10 protein-coding genes and 4 pseudogenes are annotated in these 16607 nt (G+C 73.3%); 9 read left to right on the top strand and 5 right to left on the bottom strand.

The genetic code is table 11. From position 1 onward, the window contains the following. The first annotated feature begins 324 nt into the window (after positions 1-324). The 3 genes and pseudogenes from AOK16_RS25660 to AOK16_RS26520 all read left to right on the top strand — a co-directional run. Positions 325-1659, top strand: a complete 1335-nt coding sequence (locus AOK16_RS25660; RefSeq protein WP_240483575.1) for a segregation and condensation protein A — start codon at positions 325-327, stop codon at positions 1657-1659. Between the two features lie 170 nt (positions 1660-1829). Continuing rightward, entirely contained in the window at positions 1830-2396 is a 567-nt protein-coding gene (scpB, locus tag AOK16_RS14995) for an SMC-Scp complex subunit ScpB (protein ID WP_240483574.1), read from the top strand. After that, positions 2396-2854, top strand: a pseudogene (locus AOK16_RS26520) (S4 domain-containing protein); the annotation flags it as partial. The gene scpB and the pseudogene AOK16_RS26520, both read left to right, overlap by 1 nt. A gap of 171 nt (positions 2855-3025) precedes the next feature. Here AOK16_RS26520 and AOK16_RS28985 read toward each other — a convergent pair. From AOK16_RS28985 to AOK16_RS14980, 4 genes and pseudogenes are all read right to left on the bottom strand, one after another. Beyond that, positions 3026-3154: pseudogene (locus AOK16_RS28985) on the bottom strand (LacI family DNA-binding transcriptional regulator); the annotation flags it as partial. A 335-nt stretch (positions 3155-3489) separates the two neighbouring features. Beyond that, complete coding sequence (locus AOK16_RS14990) at positions 3490-5229, bottom strand: IlvD/Edd family dehydratase (protein ID WP_055472751.1); 1740 nt, start codon at positions 5227-5229, stop codon at positions 3490-3492. A 17-nt stretch (positions 5230-5246) separates the two neighbouring features. Then, complete coding sequence (locus tag AOK16_RS14985; protein WP_055472750.1) at positions 5247-6710, bottom strand: Nramp family divalent metal transporter; 1464 nt, start codon at positions 6708-6710, stop codon at positions 5247-5249. Positions 6711-7111: 401 nt separating this feature from the next. Then, a complete protein-coding gene (locus tag AOK16_RS14980; protein WP_079101395.1) occupies positions 7112-8938 on the bottom strand; it encodes a DUF2264 domain-containing protein in 1827 nt (608 codons plus the stop codon). Positions 8939-9246: 308 nt separating this feature from the next. On the opposite strand from AOK16_RS14980, the gene AOK16_RS14975 reads away from it, so the two are divergent. After that, complete coding sequence (locus AOK16_RS14975; protein WP_055472752.1) at positions 9247-10560, top strand: flavin monoamine oxidase family protein; 1314 nt, start codon at positions 9247-9249, stop codon at positions 10558-10560. Between the two features lie 324 nt (positions 10561-10884). On the opposite strand, the gene AOK16_RS14970 is transcribed toward AOK16_RS14975, so the two are convergent. Continuing rightward, on the bottom strand, positions 10885-11679 hold the full coding sequence (locus AOK16_RS14970; RefSeq protein WP_055472749.1) for an IclR family transcriptional regulator: 795 nt from the start codon (positions 11677-11679) through the stop codon (positions 10885-10887). Between the two features lie 110 nt (positions 11680-11789). Here AOK16_RS14970 and AOK16_RS14965 point away from each other — a divergent pair, with 110 nt between their 5' ends. The 5 genes and pseudogenes from AOK16_RS14965 to AOK16_RS28335 all read left to right on the top strand — a co-directional run. Continuing rightward, entirely contained in the window at positions 11790-12344 is a 555-nt protein-coding gene (locus tag AOK16_RS14965; RefSeq protein ID WP_107098353.1) for a thioesterase family protein, read from the top strand. An 80-nt stretch (positions 12345-12424) separates the two neighbouring features. Next, positions 12425-13585 carry an acyl-CoA dehydrogenase family protein gene (locus AOK16_RS14960; protein ID WP_055472747.1) on the top strand — a complete coding sequence of 387 codons (1161 nt, stop codon included), beginning with the start codon at positions 12425-12427 and terminating at the stop codon, positions 13583-13585. Positions 13586-13602: 17 nt separating this feature from the next. After that, entirely contained in the window at positions 13603-15804 is a 2202-nt protein-coding gene (locus AOK16_RS14955) for an acetate--CoA ligase family protein (protein ID WP_079101394.1), read from the top strand. Continuing rightward, positions 15743-16336: pseudogene (locus AOK16_RS14950) on the top strand (enoyl-CoA hydratase-related protein); the annotation flags it as partial. The gene AOK16_RS14955 and the pseudogene AOK16_RS14950, both read left to right, overlap by 62 nt. 2 nt (positions 16337-16338) lie before the next feature. Next, a pseudogene (locus AOK16_RS28335) lies at positions 16339-16526 on the top strand (carnitinyl-CoA dehydratase); the annotation flags it as partial. Positions 16527-16607 lie beyond the last annotated feature (81 nt).

Raw genomic sequence — 16607 nt, 5'->3', positions numbered from 1 at the left:
GAGCCGAAGCCACCTACGGCACCCCTGCCTCCTGAGCCGCCCGGCACGCCGGAGCCACCCGCCACATCGGAGACGGCCGAACCCCCGCTTCCGCCCCTGGAGCCCAAGCGGGAGAAGCCTGAAGCAGCGCCCTCCGAACCAGCGCCCGTGCCGACCACCGCACCGTCCACCCGCGTGCCGGGGTCGTGGGCGGCCCCTGCGGAGCAGCCGGTCCAGGCCTCGCCACCGGAACAGCCCGCGGCGTCTCACGCGACCGCCCCCGCGCCCCCGGAGCCGGAAGCAGCGCACCCCGAACCAGCGCCCGCGTCGCCCGCCGCACCGCTCATCCCCGCCCCGGGCCGGCCGGCCCCCGCACCTGGCAAGGACGCGACCGCGCCTTCGTCACCTGCCGGTGGGGCGCTGGATGTGTCGGCTGGGGCCGACGGGGTGGTTCCCGGCCGGTTGCGGGACGTGGGCGGTGCGTTCGTAGGGCCCGGGGCCGAACTCGTGCCGGAGGTCTCCGATGCCGCGTCTGCCGGGTCGGGGACTGTACCTTCGCCGTCTGCGGGTGGAGCGTCGGATGTGTCGGCTGGGGTTGACGAGGTGGTTTCCGGCCGGTTGGGGGGCGTGGGCGTCGCGTTCGAGGGCCCCTTGGCCGGGCCCGTGCCCGAGGGCTCTGAAGCCGTGCCCGAGGTGGGTCCCGGGCGACCGCGGGGCTCGGGCGCCTCGGACGTGGTGTCCGAGCCCGAGTCCGTGGAGGGGCAGCAGCCTGCTGACGGGCGGTTCACTGTGCGGCTGGCCAACTTCGAGGGCCCCTTCGACCTGCTCCTTCAGCTGATCTCCAAGCACAAGCTGGATGTCACCGAGGTCGCGCTGTCCAAGGTGACCGACGAGTTCATGGCGCACATCCGGGCCATGGGGCCCGACTGGGACCTGGACCAGACGACCGAGTTCCTGGTCGTCGCCGCGACGCTGCTCGACCTGAAGGCCGCCCGGCTGCTGCCCGCCGCCGAGGTCGAGGACGAAGCGGACCTCGCGCTGCTGGAGGCGCGCGACCTGCTGTTCGCCCGCCTCCTCCAGTACCGCGCGTACAAGCGGATCGCGGACATCTTCAGCGAGCGGCTGGTGGCCGAGGGCCGCCGCTACCCCCGTACCGTCGGCCTCGAACCGCACCACGCCGAGCTGCTCCCCGAGGTCGTCATCAGCATCGGCGCCGAGGGCTTCGCCAAGCTCGCCGTGAAGGCGATGCAGCCCAAGCCGAAGCCGCAGGTGTACGTGGACCACATCCACGCCCCGCTGGTCAGCGTGCGCGAGCAGGCCGAGGTGGTGATCGCGCGGCTGCGGGAGGCCGGGGAGGCCGACTTCGGGGCGCTCGTCGCGGACGCCCCGGACACCCTCACGGTCGTCGCCCGCTTCCTCGCCCTGCTGGAGCTCTACCGCGAGCGCGCGGTCGCCCTCGACCAGGCGGAGGCCCTCGGCCCGCTGACGGTCCGTTGGACCGGGGCGGTGGACGGCCGGGAGCCGCTGGTCACCGACGAGTTCGACCAGGAGCCGGGCGAGCGGGACCCGGGAGACCAAGAGCCGGGAGACCAGGAACAGGGCGAGCGGGACACGGAATCGCGGGACGCGGAACCGGCGGGCGAGGAGCCGCGGGGCGAGGAGAAGGAGACGAGCGCATGAGCAGCGAAGAGGCGGCAGGCACCACATACGAGCCGACGCGCGGGTCGGCGTACGAGCCGACATACGAGCTGTCGGGGCCCGAGGCCACCCCGCCGTCCGCCGACGGGACGCCGGCCGGGTCCTCGACTGTCGCCGCGCTCGACCTCAAGCCCGCCCTGGAGGCGGTCCTCATGGTTGTGGACGAGCCCGCCACCGAGGAGCACCTGGCCAAGGTGCTCCAGCGCCCGCGGAGGGCGGTGGCCGACGCGCTGCGCGAACTCTCCGACGACTACACCGTGCAGGGCCGCGGCTTCGACCTGCGCCTGGTCGCGGGCGGCTGGCGGTTCTACACCCGGCCCGAGTACGCCGACGCGGTCGAGGGCTTTGTCCTGGACGGCCAGCAGGCCCGCCTCACCCAGGCCGCGCTGGAGACCCTGGCCGTCGTCGCGTACCGCCAACCCGTCAGCCGTTCGCGCGTCTCGGCCGTACGCGGGGTCAACTGCGACGGCGTGATGCGCACCCTCCTCCAGCGCGGGCTGATCCAGGAGGCGGGCACGGAACCCGAAACAGGTGCGATCCTGTACTCGACGACGAACTACTTCCTGGAGCGGATGGGCCTGCGCGGTCTGGACGAGCTTCCGGAGCTCGCGCCCTTCCTCCCGGAGGCGGACGCGGTCGAGGGCGAATCCCAGGAAGGCGTGCCGTCGTTCGCTCCGGACGCTCCGGACCCAGAAGCTGACGACAAGACGGAACTTTGATGCGAAGCAGCGGCAGGAACAGCGGAAGCGGCGGCAGCCGGAACCACCGGGGTGCGGGCAACTCGCGCGACGACAAGCAGAAGCGCGCGGGCCGCCCCCGCCCCGAGGAGCGCCGCTACGACGTCGGTGGTTCCTCCGACCGTACGGGTTCGGGCAAGCCCGCCTCCGGCGGTGGCCGGGGCGCCGCGGCCCGTGGCGGGGCCAAGGGCGGACCGAAGGCCCCTGCCGGCGGCAAGGGAGGCGGCCCGCGCGGCGGCCGTCCCCAGCCGCCCGCTCGCCCGCGCGAGCTGGACGCTCAGATAGAGGAGCGCAACCGGGCCCGCCACAGCAAGCCGCAGGTCAAGCTGCCCAAGACGTTCGGCGAGCAGGAAGGCGAGCGGCTCCAGAAGGTGCTTGCCCGGGCCGGGATGGGCTCGCGCCGGGCCTGCGAGGAGCTGATCGAGCAGCGCCGCGTCGAGGACGCCGTGCTCCTCGTGGTCGGTGAGCAGCAGCAGGTTGCAGTCGTGACGGCGGGCAGCGACGCTCGCGGACAGCAGGAACTCGGCCAGCAGCGGCCGGTGCGTACCGTCGTCCACCCGCACCGCGAGACCGATCGTGCGGGAGCGGGCCGCGGCCGGGGGCCGGTAGCCGAGCGCGGCCACGCTGTCGAGGACCCGGCGGCGGGTCGGGGCCGAGATGGGGCGCTTGCCGCTGAGGACATACGAGACGGTGCTGACCGCGACGCCGGCGTGCGTCGCCACGTCGGTGATGCCGACCATTCCCGCCTCCTTCACCCAGGGCCCCCGCAGGCGTCGAAACACGTCGAAACGGTTCGGTGTGCGGGAGTTGGCGCTCTCCGTCGAACGCTCGCGGCGAGGTTAGGCAGGGGGAATTTCCCCTGTCCAGGGGTGCGGCGGGCTTTCGATGGTTTTCGACGCGGAGCTTTCCCCTGCCCTGGCACCGCTGGGTTGGGGGTGTCCCCAGCGATGGCTGGGGAGTACCCATCCCGAAACCAGAGGGTTCCCGACCCCTGGACCCCGGCGCGCGCCGCGGGCGCGCAGCGGAACGCCGACGGGCCGGCATCCAGCCCGTCGGCGTTCCGCGCCGCGCCCGCTCAGTGCGAGTCGCGTGGCACCTCGTGCCCCCGGCAGCCGCGGAGGAAGCCGAAGTCGGCGCCGCGGTCGGCCTGTTCGACGTGCTGGGTGTAGAGCCAGGCATAGCCGCTGGTGTGGGCCGGGGCGGGCGGGGCCCACTCGGCCCGGCGGCGCTCCAGCTCGGCGTTGTCCACGTCCAGCCGCAGCGAGCGCCCCGGGACGTCGAGCACGATCGGATCGCCGTCGCGTACGAGCGCGAGCGGCCCGCCGACGGCGGCCTCGGGGGCCACGTGCAGCACCACCGTCCCGTAGCCGGTGCCGCTCATCCGGCCGTCGCAGATCCGCAGCATGTCGGTGACGCCTGCCTTGAGGAGCTTGGTGGGCAGCGGCACGTTGGACACCTCGGGCATGCCGGGGTAGCCCTTGGGCCCGGCGTTGCGGATGACGAGGACCGTGTTCTCGTCCACGTCCAGCTCCGGGTCGTCGCAGACCTCGTGGTACGCCTCGGGGGAGTCGAAGACGAGCGCGGGACCGCGGTGGGTCAGCAGCCGCGGCGAGGCGGCGGACTGCTTGAGCACCGCGCCGTCCGGGCACAGGTTCCCGCGCAGCACGGCCGTGCCGGAGCCCGCGGGCTGGAACGGGGCGTCCAGGCCCGTGATCACGTCCGTGCCGATCCGCTCGGCGCCCGCGACGTTCTCGGCGACCGAGCGGCCGGTGACCGTGATCTGCCCGCCGTGCAGCAGCCCGCCCGCGACCAGTTCGGCCAGCACGGCGGGCAGCCCGCCCGCGTAGCAGAAGTCCTCCATCAGGTACGTGCCGCTCGGCATCAGGTTGAGCAGCGTCGGCACCTCGCGGACCAGCGCGTCGAAGTCGTCCAGCCCGAGGTCCACGCCGAGCCGGCCGGCCAGGGCGGTCAGGTGGATGACGGCGTTGGTCGAGCCGCCGATGGCCGCGTTCGCGCGGATCGCGTTCTCGAACGCCTCCCGGGTCAGGATCCGCGAGGGCCGCAGCTCCTCGTCCACCATCTCCACGATGCGCCGCCCGGCGGCCTGGGCGATCTCGAACCGGCGGGCGTCCACGGCCGGCCAGGTCGCCGAGCCCGGCAGCTGCATGCCGAGCGCCTCGGCCATGCACGCCATGGTGGAAGCGGTGCCCATGGTCATGCAGTGCCCGTTGGAGCGCGCCATACAGCCCTCGGCGAAGAAGCACTCCTCCTGGGTCATCCGCCCGGTCTTGAGCTCCTCCTCGAACTTCCACACGTGGGTGCCCGACCCGACGTCCTCGCCCCGGAACTTGCCGTTCAGCATCGGCCCGCCGGTGACCATCAGCGCGGGCAGGTCCACGCTGGCGGCGCCCATGAGCATCGCGGGCGTGGTCTTGTCGCAGCCGGAGAGCAGCACCACGCCGTCCAGCGGGTTGGCGCGTATCAGCTCCTCGACCTCCATGGCCATGAGGTTGCGGAACAGCATCGCGGTGGGCCGCATCAGCGTCTCGCCGGTGGCCATGGTCGGGAACTCCAGCGGCAGCCCGCCCGCCTGCCACACCCCGCGCTTGACCGACTCCGCGACCCGGGTCAAGTGGGCGTTGCACGGCGCGAGTTCGGAGGCGCTGGTGGCGATGCCGATGACCGGGCGGCCGTCGAAGACCTCGGGGCCGAAGCCCTGGTTGCGCATCCAGGACCGGTAGACCATCCCGCCCCGGCCGCTCGCCCCGAACCACGCCTGGCTGCGGCGCGCCGTTTCGTTGCCGTCGTTCGTCATGGTGCGAACAGCTCCTGTCAGAAGTGGTCGATGATCTGCTGGCGCACGGTCAGCACGGCCAGCGTCCCGTACAGCAGCACGGCCCAGACCAGCGCCGCGGCCCGGTAGTTGCGCACCCGCAGCTGCCGGGGGAGGGAGCCCCGGTTGAGGACGAGCAGCAGGATCGAGTAGACGAACATCATCAGCCCGGCGACGCAGGCGGAGATCACGAGCAGCACCAGCGGCTGGTCGAACCCGCTGAACAGGACGATCGCGCCGATGGCGACCATGCCCCACACGAGCCGGAAGTACAGCCTGCTCTCGGTCACCGAACGGCCGCGCAGATACGTGTTCTTGAGCACGTCGGCCGCCATCCGGCTGGTGTAGTCGACGATGCCCGTCGCCGCCGTGAACAGCGAGAACGCGCCGATCAGCCAGAACGTCACGCCGAACCAGCCGCCGACCGCGCCCTGCAGCCGCTCGCCCTCCTCGCGTACGAAGTCCACGTCGTTGGACAGCCCCTCGGTGCCGAACAGCATCGAGTGGGCCAGCAGCGAGGACAGCACGATGGTCGCGACCGTGACGAACCCGAACGTCATGCCCTGTTCGAGGTTGGCGAACCGCCACCAGCGCCTCCAGCGGGCCAGGTTCTCGCCGGTCGGCTCGAAGACGTACCCGGCCGCCGAGGTGGTGGAGACCGCCGACTCCTCCTTGCCGGTCACCGGGCTGACCAGGCGCGGCACGTAGTGGCCCATGCCGAAGCCCTTGTCGCGGATCCAGTTGGACTGGCACAGGTTCTGCCCGCCGCCCGCGCCCGCGTACGCGATGGCGCCCATGAGGACGGCGATGCCCAACTCGCTGGGGAACTGCCCGACGTGGGTGGCGCCCTGGGGCAGGTCCGCCCAGCTGGAGGCCTTCACGGCGAGGACGGTGGCCAGCGCGAAGAACCCGCCGATGACGGCGAGCTTGACGAACAGCAGCCGCTCCAGGGCGTTGTAGACGACCGGGGCCATCGTCAGGATCGCGCCGATCGCGGCGAGCAGGGCGACGCCGATGACGGCCGGGTTGCCGCCGAAGACGTAACTGAGCATGGTCGCCGAGCTGGTGGCCCAGCCCGGCCAGAGGTTGGCCGCGTAGGTGAGCGCCGCCATGACGGCGCCCCAGTGCCTCCAGTAGCGGTTGAAGCCGGTCACCGCGGTCTCACCGGTGGCGAGCGTGTACCGCTCGACCTCCATGTTGATGAACCACTGCGTGACGACGCCGACCACCGCGCCCCACAGGAACACCAGCCCGGCCTGCGAGGCGATATAGGGCCAGAGGATGAACTCGCCCGAGGACAGGCCCACTCCGGCGGCCACGATGCCCGGGCCGATGATCCGCCACGCCTGCCGCGGCGGGGCGGGCAGCTCGCGGACCTGGGGCGGTGGCAGGTTGCGGGTACGCAGGGGGAAGGGCGAGCGGGCGCGGTCGGGTGCGCCGAGCCGGTCGTCGGCGTGGGTCATGGGGGGAAGCACCTCATCTCCGGCCGGCTGCGGGGGGCCGGCGTGTAGCAATGAGGGCCATGATTAACTCAGTTGATGAACTGCGTCCAGGGTTGTGAACGGGCGGATTGCCGCGGCCGGACGCCCGCCTTTACTGACCAGTGAGTCAGTTCAAGCCGTCAGTTCAAGCAGCGGGACCGGTCGGCCCGAGCAGCCGCCCCGGGTCGGCTTGAGGAGCCGCTCCCGGTCCGCCTGAGCAGCCGTTCCGCGCCGCCGCCCACGGCCTTCGCGAACCGGTCGGGGCGGTCGGGGCGGTCGGGTGGTCGGGTGGTCGGCGGCGGCCCGGGGCCGGCCCGGCGGGCCCTCGCGCCATCCGCCTCGGCGACCGGCCGGAGGGGGAGTCCGCGGGAGCGAGCGCGTGTCTAGGACAGAGTCGGGGCCGTCTCCCAGTCGACCGCCCAGTCCGCCGGGGCCTCGGCTCGGGCTCCGAAGACGCCGGAGGCCAACCGGTGTTCCCCTGGGGCGAGTTCGGCGGTCAGCACGGGCAGCGCGGTGCGCGGCCACAGCAGGTGGGTGTTGGGGTCGGGCAGCACGACCTGGCCCGGACGCACCCCCTCACCCGTGCCACCGCCGTCCGCCAGGTCGCGTACCCCGCTCACCAGGCCCCCGCCGCGTACGAGCGCCATCCCCGGGGCGGCCTCGACGGCACCGCCCGGCTCCCGTGGTACGCAGTAGCCCCCCTCGGCCGTGAACAGCCGGCGGCCTGTCCTGATGTGATGGACGCGCAGGTGCCACGGCCCGGCCGGGATCAGAGTCGTGTCGATGACGACATCCGGGAACGGCCGCCAGGTGGCCCGCACGGACCGTTCGTCGACGGCCGTTTCCTCGTGCTCCTCCCGCACCCGCCAGTGCACCCCGTCCTCGCTGACCGCCAGCGCCGAGTCGGCCCCCGCCCCCTCCAGGGTCCGCCCCCGGCTCGGCACGGAGAAGCCGAAGGCCGTGGAGTAGGCGAACTTGGCGTACTTCGCTTCGGAGTGCCGCGCATAGGTACTGTGCGGGGCCGCCGCCAGCGCGGTCACCTGCCCCGCCGCGTCCCGCTGGAGCAGCAGCCCGGCCACCGGCTGGGCGTGCGGCTCCGGCAGCGGTGCCGCGGCCTCCTCCTCCGCCGTCCAGAAGGGGTGGTCGGCGGGCAGCGCGAGCGGCAGGAACGCCTTGCACGCCCAGTACGGGGAGCCGGGCGCGTTGTACTGCTCGCTCATCAGCAGGTTCGGGTAGCCGTAGCCCACCGACAGCGCCCCGTCCCCGTCCAGCACCGGCTGCCGCGCCCACCAGCGCAGATGGCGCGCCCACAGCCCGCGCACCTGCCCCCACGGCAGCGCGGGCACCTCCGCGTACGCCAGCGCGCCCCAGAAGGCGGCCTGTGCGAAGCGGTACGTGAGGCTGCGTCCGAGCGGCAGCGCGGCCCCGTCGTCGGCGAACCAGTGCCGGAACTCCGCCGCGAACCGCTCCGCCCGCGACCGTACGCGGGCCGCGACCGCCGGGTCGGGGTCGTGCGCGAGGGCCGTGTGGAGCAGCGCGTAGAAGTGCAGGGCCCACGGCCCGTAGTAGTCGCAGGCCTGGCCCTCGGTGCCGTCGGAGTACCAGCCGCCGCCACGGTGGAACGCCTCGATCCGCTCGAAGGCCGCGGCGGTGACGGCCTGGTTGTACGGCTCACCCACCCGCTGGAGGCCGAGGTTCATCAGGACCGCGAACAGCCGCCAGTTGTTGTCCGGCATGCTCCGCGCGGCCGCCGCCGTCCGCAGCCAGTCCGCGAGCTGCCAACGCTCCTTCGGCGTCAGCGGCTCCCACAGCTCACCGGGCGCCAGGGCGAGGGCGAAGCCGATCGCGGCGGCCTCCACCAGCCGCTGGTCCATGTCGCCCGGGGCGCCCCAATACGCCGTGTCCGCCGGGTCGGTGCCACGGACCAGCATGCGCCGGATCCGGGGCCAGCCCTCGTACGCCCCGCCCCCGGCGGCCAGCGCGGCCAGCCCCCACAGCGGGCGGGCGAACCCCTCCAGCCCCGCGGCGTCCGACCCGTACGTGGTGCCGGGCACGGACCAGTCGCCGTCCAACCGCGCCTCCCACGGCGCGACCAGCTGGAGCAGCGCGCGCTGGAAGTCCGCGCGCGTGCGCAGCGCGTTGCCGGGGAACGGAAGTCGGGACGGCGAAGCCGCCGCCACTTCGGGCGTCGCCCCATCGGACCGGGCCATGGCACTCCCTGCGGTTCGTTCACGAATCCCCTGGGCAACTCGGGAGGCTGCCCGGGCGGTTGGGTGGCGCGTTCAGCAGAGAGGATGTCCCATGGACGCCGCACAGCGCCATGCTGCGCCGCTGTTGGTTCGCCGTGAGCCTGTTGTGCGTTCTCTGGGGAGCCGCTGCGGATCCGCTGTGAGTCCGCGATCGCGCCGCATCCGCGCCGTCTCCCAGGAGGAGTACGAGGTCGGGGGCTTGACACAGCCGAGCGCCATGACAAGCCTGAGGGAGGATTCAGCCAGTCCCGGATGAGAGAGTGTGGCCCGTGCGGAACGATGTCATCGTCCTCGGCGCGGGCCTGGCGGGCCTGTCCTGCGCCCGGGATCTCAGGAACGGCGGCGCCGACGTGCTCGTCGTCGAGGCCCGGGAGCGGGTCGGCGGCCGCGTCGAGCAGACCGAACTCCCGGACGGCCGGCTGGTCCAGCTCGGCGGCGAGGTCGTCGGCCGCGCCCACACCGCGTACCTCGCGCTGGTGGCCGAGCTGGGGCTGACACTCGTACCCAGCTACGTCGCCGAGCCCGGCGAGATCGTCTACGCCACCCCCGAGAGCGTCGACGCCGGGGCGCCCGGGTGGTTCGGCGCGGCGGACGAGGCCTCGGACCGGCGCGCCACCGCCGAGTTCGTCGCCCTCGCCCGCACCGTCGACCCGGCCGACCCCTGGTCGCACCCGGAAGCCGAACGGCTCGACCGCCTCTCCGTAGCCGACTGGCTCCGCTCGATCGGCGCCACGCCCAACGTCGTACGCAAGTGGGAACTCGGCTACCTCGGCCTCAGCGGCGGCTCCGCCGAGCGCAACTCCCTGCTGGCCGAGGCCCGCAAGAGCGCCGTCGTGCCCAGCCAGGGCCACTACGACTACGAGGACTGGGAAGGCCTGCGCGTCGCCGAGGGCTCGGCCACCGTCGCCCTCCGCATGGCCGCCGAACTCGGCCCCGCCCGAATCCGCACCGGCGCCCCCGTCGTCGCCGTCGGCGTCTCGCCGGACGGCTGCACCGTCCGCCTCGCCTCCGGCGAGGTGCTCACCGCGGACGCCGTGGTCAGCGCACTCCCGGCCGGGCCGCTGCGCTCGGTCGAGATCAGCGGGGTCTCGGACGCCCGGCTGGAGTCGCTGCACTGTCAGCGGCACGCCCTCGCGGCCAAGTTCACCGCCGCCTACGACCGGCCGTTCTGGCGGGACGCGGGCCGCAACGGGCTCTCCGAGAGCGAGGGCGTCCTCGGCAGCACCTGGCCGCAGAACGAAGGCGTACTGTCCGCGCTGGTCCCGCCCGAGCGGTACGCGGTGCTGCTCGGCACGCCGCCCCACCTGCGCGTCCCGGAGGCGCTGGCCGAGATCGCCCGGCTGTACGGGCCCGAGGCGGAGCGGCCGATCGCCACCCACCTCCGCCTCTGGGGCACCGACCCCTGGACCCAGGGCTACATCACCCAGTGGGCACCCGGCGACGTCCTGGCCGTGGGCCCACTGCACGGCACCCACGAACCGCCGTTCTACGTCTGCGGTTCCGACCAGTGGGTCGCCGGCTACATGGAAGGCGCCATCCGCACGGGCCGCGCCACGGCCCGCGAGGCACTGACCCGCGGCTGACGCGAGAGCACGTGGCACAGGCCGAATACCCGCCTCCGAGGCGGAGATCCCGGCCCCGGAGGGTCGGCGCACCCGTGGCACTTCCGTACCTCCGGCACGGCAGCGGCTTCGAGGCACGCGTGGCCTACGGCAGCGCCATGCCTCCGGCCAGGGCCGCCCCGATCCGCAGTCCGGCGACCACAGTCAGAGTCAGGGCGACCGGAACGAGCCATCCCGGTCCGACGGCGTCGGTCAGGCGCCTCAGCGGCCCCGGCGCGCCGTCGCCATGGCACGGCAGGCCGTTCGGACCGGCCGTCTGCGCCCATCCCGGGCCGGGTGATGGCCTCAGCGCATCCGCTCCGCGATGTCCTCCGCTGCCCCCCGCACCAACGCGCCAAGACCGGCGAACCGTTCCTGCGGTACGCGGTCGCGGGGGCCCCAGACGCTGACGATGGCGAACGGCCGCCGCGCGCCGTCCAGCACCGGCGCCGCCACCCCGTACACCTGTGACTCCAACTCGCCCACGCTGACCCCGTACCCCTGGGCGCGGATCTCGGCGAGCTCGGCGCGCAGCGCGTCCCGGTCGGTGCGGGTCGTCTCGGTGAACCCGGGCAGCGGGGAGGCCAGCATGGACTCCACCTCCGCGTCCGGCAGCCACGCCAGGAACGCCTTGCCCGCCGAGGTCGCGTGCATCGGCACCTGCCGCCCGAGCCACCGGGCGCTGAGCACCACGGGCGGGGCCACCTCGTCCACATAGGTCAGCCCCAGACACTGCGCCACGGCGAGGTTCGCCGTCTCGCCGGTCTCCCGGCTCAGCCGCTGCAGCACGCCGTGCGCCCGCCGCACCAGCCCGTCGACGCCCGCGGTGGTGGCCATGCGGGTGACGGTGAAGCCGATCGAGTAGCGGTTGGTCGTCGTGTCGCGCTCGACCATCCCATGGTGCTCCAGGGTCGCCAACAGCCGCCAGGCGGTGGCCCGGTTGAGCCCGCACTCCACGGCCAGCTCGGCCGCGGAGCGGCCCTCGGGGGCGCTCGCCGACACCGCGTTGAGCAGGGCGAGCGCGCGGTCCAGCGACTGCACGCGACCGGTCGGGGACGCCGGGGACCGGCCGTCCGGACCGGAGGCCACTTCCACGCTCATGTCCCCACCCTATTCCGTTTGTTGTTCCGTCCCTCCGACGGCCTTGACGGTCGACGCGGCCGCCCTTAGCGTCGCACATCATGAACAGTCGTCGCACAATGCGAGACGCCATGGATTCCTTGGACCGGGTCGTGAGCCCGTACGAAGGCAGCGGGCACCGCCCCTGGGACGACAGCGAGGAGATCGCCGCCCCGCTGCGGCTGCACCGGACCCCGGTCAGCCCGCGGTGGGTCGACTACAACGGCCACATGAGCGAGTCGTGCTACCTGCTGGTGTTCGGGGACAGCGCGGACGCGTTCTTCCGCTACCTCGGCATCGACGAGGAGTACCGGGCCGGCGGTCACTCGCTCTACACCGCCGAGACCCATATCCACCATCGGCGCGAGGCCTCCCAGGGGGAACCGCTTGCGCTGAGCCTGCGGTTGCTCGACCACGACGCCAAGCGGGTCCACGTCTTCCACGAGATGCGCCACGGCGAGACGGACGCCCTGCTGGCCACCGCCGAACAACTCCTCGTCCATGTCGACACCCGCCGCGGCCGCTCCGCCGAACTCCCCGCCCGCCTCCAGCACCGCCTGTCCGCCATCCACCGGGCCCACGCGCCCCTGCCGGTGCCGGACGCGGTGGGCCGCCCCATGGGGATCAGGCACGCGCCAGGCTCCTGACCCGGGGCACGCAACTCCGAGGGTGAGGGCAGAGCCCCACCAAGCCGAGAACCGCCCCCCGTACGCGTGAGGAGACTGCCGTGGACTTCGAACCCACCGATGAACAGCGGATGATCGTCGACACCGTGCGCAAGTTCGTGACGACCGAACTGGAGCCGTACGAGGACGAGGTCGAGCGGCTCGACGAGGTGCCGGAGGCACTGGCCGCCCAGATCCGCGGCAAGGCCCTGGAGGCCGGCCTCTACGCCGCCAACATGCCGGAGGAACTTGGCGGCGGCGGCCTCGACGCGGTCGCCATGACGCTCGCCGAACGCGAACTCGGCCGTGCGTCCTACGCGTTGCAGTCGCTCGTGGCCCGCCCCAGCAACATCCTCCAGGCCTGCGAGGGCGAGCAGCGCGAGCGCTACCTGCTGCCCGCGATCCGCGGCGAACGCCACGACTGCCTGGCCATGACCGAGCCCGAGGCCGGCTCGGACGTCCGCTCCATGACCACCCGGGCCGTACGCGACGGCGAGACCTACGTCATCAACGGCACCAAGCACTTCATCAGCCACGCCGACGTCGCCGACTTCGTCATCCTGTTCGCCGCCACCGGCACCGAGCAGACCCCGCGCGGCCCGAAGAGCCTCATCACCGGCTTCCTGGTCGATTTCGACACCCCGGGCCTCGACGTGCGGCGCGGCTCGGCCTGCGTCTCCCACCGGGGCTACCACCAGTGCGAACTCTCCTTCACCGACTGCCGGATCCCCGCGGCCCAGCGGCTCGGCGCGGAGGGGCACGGCTTCGGCCTGATGGGCGAATGGCTCGGCGCCAGCAGGCTGAGCGTCGCGGCGACGAGCGTCGGCCGCGGGCACCGCGTACTGGAGATGGCCACCCGATGGGCCGCCGAGCGCACCCAGTTCGGCCGGACCATCGGCCGCTTCCAGGGCATCGGCTTCCAACTCGCCGACATGGCAACTGAGTTGGCGGCGGCCGAACTGCTGACGTTCCGGGCCGCGGCCAGGCTGGACCGCGGCACCATGACCGACCAGGACGCCGCGATGGCCAAGCTGTACGCCTCCGAGGCGCTCGGTCGCATCACCGACAAGGCGGTGCAGATCTTCGGCGGGATGGGCCTGATGGCCGAGTTGCCGATCGAGCGGTTCTGGCGGGACGCCCGGGTCGAACGGATCTGGGACGGCACCAGCGAGATCCAGCGGCACATCATCTCCCGTTCCCTGCTGCGCCCGCTCGGTTCCTGAAGGGGCGGGGGCCGGCCATGGGGGATGCGAAGAGCAGGCACGGGCACCGGCACAACCTGCGGCGGCTGCTGGCGCCGCGTCATATCGCGGTGTACGGCGGCGAGGCCGCGGCGGAGGTGATCCGGCAGTGCCGCCGCGTCGGATTCGCCGGGCAGATCTGGCCGGTCCACCCCCGGCGCACCAGCATCGAGGATCTGGACTGCTACCGGACCACGGCCGCGCTGCCGACGGCGCCCGACGCCGCGTTCATCGCCGTAGGGAGGGAGGCGACGGTCGCCGTCGTCGCCGAGCTGGCCGCGCGCGGCGGCGGGGGAGCGGTCTGCCACGCGTCCGGCTTCGCCGAGCACGGTCCGGACGGCGCGGCACTGCAACGTTCGCTCGTATCGGCCGCCGGCGGCATGGCACTGATCGGGCCGAACTGCCTCGGCACCCTCAACTACCTGGACGGGGCAGCCCTGTGGCCCGACCAGCACGGCGGCCACCCGGTCGACCGGGGCGTCGCCGTCATCACGCAGAGCGGCAACATCGGCCAGAACCTCACCATGCAGCGCCGCTCCCTGCCGCTCGCCCAGCTGGTCACGATGGGCAACGCGGCCGTGACCGGCGTCGCCGAGCTGGTCGAGGCGATGCTGGACGACCCGAGGATCACGGCGATCGGCCTGCACCTGGAGGGCCTCGACGATGTCGCGGGCCTGTCGCGGGTAGGCCTGCGGGCGCTGCGCGAAGGGGTCCCCGTCGTGGTGCTGAAGTCCGGCACCTCCGAGCTCGGGGCGCGCGCGAACCTCAGCCACACCAGCTCGCTCGCGGGCTCGGACGTGCTGTGCGACGCGCTGTTCCGCAGGCTCGGCATGGCGCGTGTGCACCAGGTGGGAACGTTCGTCGAGACGCTCAAGTTCCTGCATGTGCACGGCGCGTTGGCGGGCGCGCGGATCGCCTCCGCGAGCTGCTCGGGCGGCGAGGCCTCCCTTGTGGCCGACCTGGCGGAGGTCTGCGGGGTGGAGTTGCCGCCGCTCCCGGACGCCACGGAGGAGCGGCTGCGGGCGCTGCTGGGGGAGCGCGTGCCGGTGGCCAACCCGCTCGACTACCACACGTACATCTGGGGCGACCGGGCCGCGCAGACCGACTGCTTCACCGCCTTGCTCGGTGCGGGCTGCGACACCCATCTCCTGCTGGTCGACTTCCCGCGCGAGGACCGGTGCGCGGGCGGTGCCTGGTCCACGACCGTGGACGCGTTCGTGGCGGCCCGGCGGGCCACAGGCGCGCCGGGGTGCGTGGTCAGCTCGCTGCCGGAGAGCCTGCCGGAGGCGACCGGCGCGCGGTTGCTCGCCGAGGGCGTGGCCCCGATGCAGGGGCTCGCCGACTGCCTCACGGCCGTCGCGGCGGCTGCCCGCATCGGCGCTGCCCGGCGGACGGCGGCCGACGCCGTACCACCTGACGTTCCATCAGCCAGCACCGAAACCTGCGGCGCGGAAACCGGCGGCGCCGCAACCGGCGGGGCGGTGTGCCAGCTGGACGAGTGGACGGCGAAGCGCGCCCTGGCGCGGTACGGGCTCTCGACCCCCGAGGGGGTGCTGACCGCCGCGCACGGTGTGGCCGAGGCCGCGGCGGAGGTCGGGTTCCCGGTGGTGTTGAAGGCCGTCGGACCCGACCTGGCGCACAAGAGCGAGGTCGGCGGCGTACGGGTCGGGCTGACCGACGAGCGGCAGGTGCGGGAGGCGGCGGCCGGGATAGCGGGCCTCGGTGAGCGCTTCCTGGTCGAGCGGATGGTCGAGGGTGCGGTCGCCGAACTGATCGTGGGCGTGCACCACGACCCGAGGTTCGGCCTGGCTCTCACCATCGGTGCGGGCGGCGTGCTCGTGGAACTCGTACGCGACTCGGTCACCCTGCTGCTGCCCGCCGGCCGCGCCGACATCGCGGCGGCCCTGCGCGAACTGCGTGCATGGCCCCTGCTGTCCGGATTCCGCGGGCCGGGGGCGGACGTGGCGGCCGTGGTGCAGGCGATCGAGGCGATCGCCCACTACGCCCGCGACTGCGAGGACCTGACGGAGCTGGAGGTGAACCCGCTGCTGGCCCTGCGGGACGGGGCGGTGGCGGTGGACGCACTGATCCGCTACCGGGACACCGCGCCTGACCTGGCCGAATCGGCCAAGTCTCACGATGCAGTTGAGGTTGAGGTTACGGCCGGTGACCGACCTGGAGCCGGGCAAGGGCCGAGATGAGGGGTGCCGAGATGAGGAGACGGGCCGAGAAGTTGCCGGCCGAGATCAGGCCGGTCGAGATGAGGTTGGGCCGATGAGGGACGCGGTGCGAACCGAGGTCGACGGCGGCGTTCTGACGGTGACTCTGGACCGGCCGAAGGCCAACGCGATCGACGTGGCCACCAGCCACGCGCTCTACGAGGCCTTCGACCGGCTGCGCCGGGACGACACCCTGCGGGTCGCGGTCCTGACGGGCGCGGGCGAGCGGTTCTTCTCGGCCGGCTGGGACCTGAAGGCGGCGGCGGAGGGCGAGGCGATCGACGCCGACCACGGCCCGGGCGGCTTCGCGGGCCTGACCGAGTTCTTCGACCTGGACAAGCCGGTGGTCGCGGCGGTCAACGGGCTGGCGCTGGGCGGCGGCTTCGAACTGGCCCTCGCGGCGGACCTCGTCGTGGCCGCCGAACCCGCCGAGTTCGCCCTGACCGAGGTCACGCTCGGCATGGTCGCCGACTCCGGCGGCGCCCTCCGCCTCCCGCGGCGCCTGCCCCCGGCGNNCCCCCCTGGCCGTCGCGGCGGTCAAGGAGATCACCCGGCAGACCGCCCACCTGGACCTCGCCACCGCCTACCACCACCTCCGCACCGGCGACCTCCCCGCGTACCGCGCCATGCTCACCTCCACCGACGCGCAGGAGGGCCCCCGGGCCTTCGCGGAGAAGCGCCCGCCCCGGTGGATGGGCAGGTGAACTCAGCGGCCGGGACCGGCCGCTTCGCGTACGGCCGCGGCGAGGGCCGGGCGGTCGGTCTTGCCGTTGGGGGTGGTGGGG

The organism is Streptomyces pathocidini (genome assembly GCF_001418495.1).
Lineage (GTDB): Bacteria > Actinomycetota > Actinomycetes > Streptomycetales > Streptomycetaceae > Streptomyces > Streptomyces pathocidini.
This window is presented reverse-complemented; position numbering and strand designations above follow the sequence as displayed.

Excerpts from the sequence above, each read along its gene's own strand:
- AOK16_RS14980 (WP_079101395.1), bottom strand. The coding sequence starts at position 8,938 with ATGGCCCGGTCCGATGGGGCGACGCCCGAAGTGGCGGCGGCTTCGCCG.
- scpB (WP_240483574.1), top strand. The coding sequence starts at position 1,830 with ATGGTTGTGGACGAGCCCGCCACCGAGGAGCACCTGGCCAAGGTGCTC.
- AOK16_RS14955 (WP_079101394.1), top strand. The coding sequence starts at position 13,603 with ATGGGGGATGCGAAGAGCAGGCACGGGCACCGGCACAACCTGCGGCGG.
- AOK16_RS14990 (WP_055472751.1), bottom strand. The coding sequence starts at position 5,229 with ATGACGAACGACGGCAACGAAACGGCGCGCCGCAGCCAGGCGTGGTTC.
- AOK16_RS14965 (WP_107098353.1), top strand. The coding sequence starts at position 11,790 with ATGGATTCCTTGGACCGGGTCGTGAGCCCGTACGAAGGCAGCGGGCAC.
- AOK16_RS14970 (WP_055472749.1), bottom strand. The coding sequence starts at position 11,679 with ATGAGCGTGGAAGTGGCCTCCGGTCCGGACGGCCGGTCCCCGGCGTCC.
- AOK16_RS14985 (WP_055472750.1), bottom strand. The coding sequence starts at position 6,710 with ATGACCCACGCCGACGACCGGCTCGGCGCACCCGACCGCGCCCGCTCG.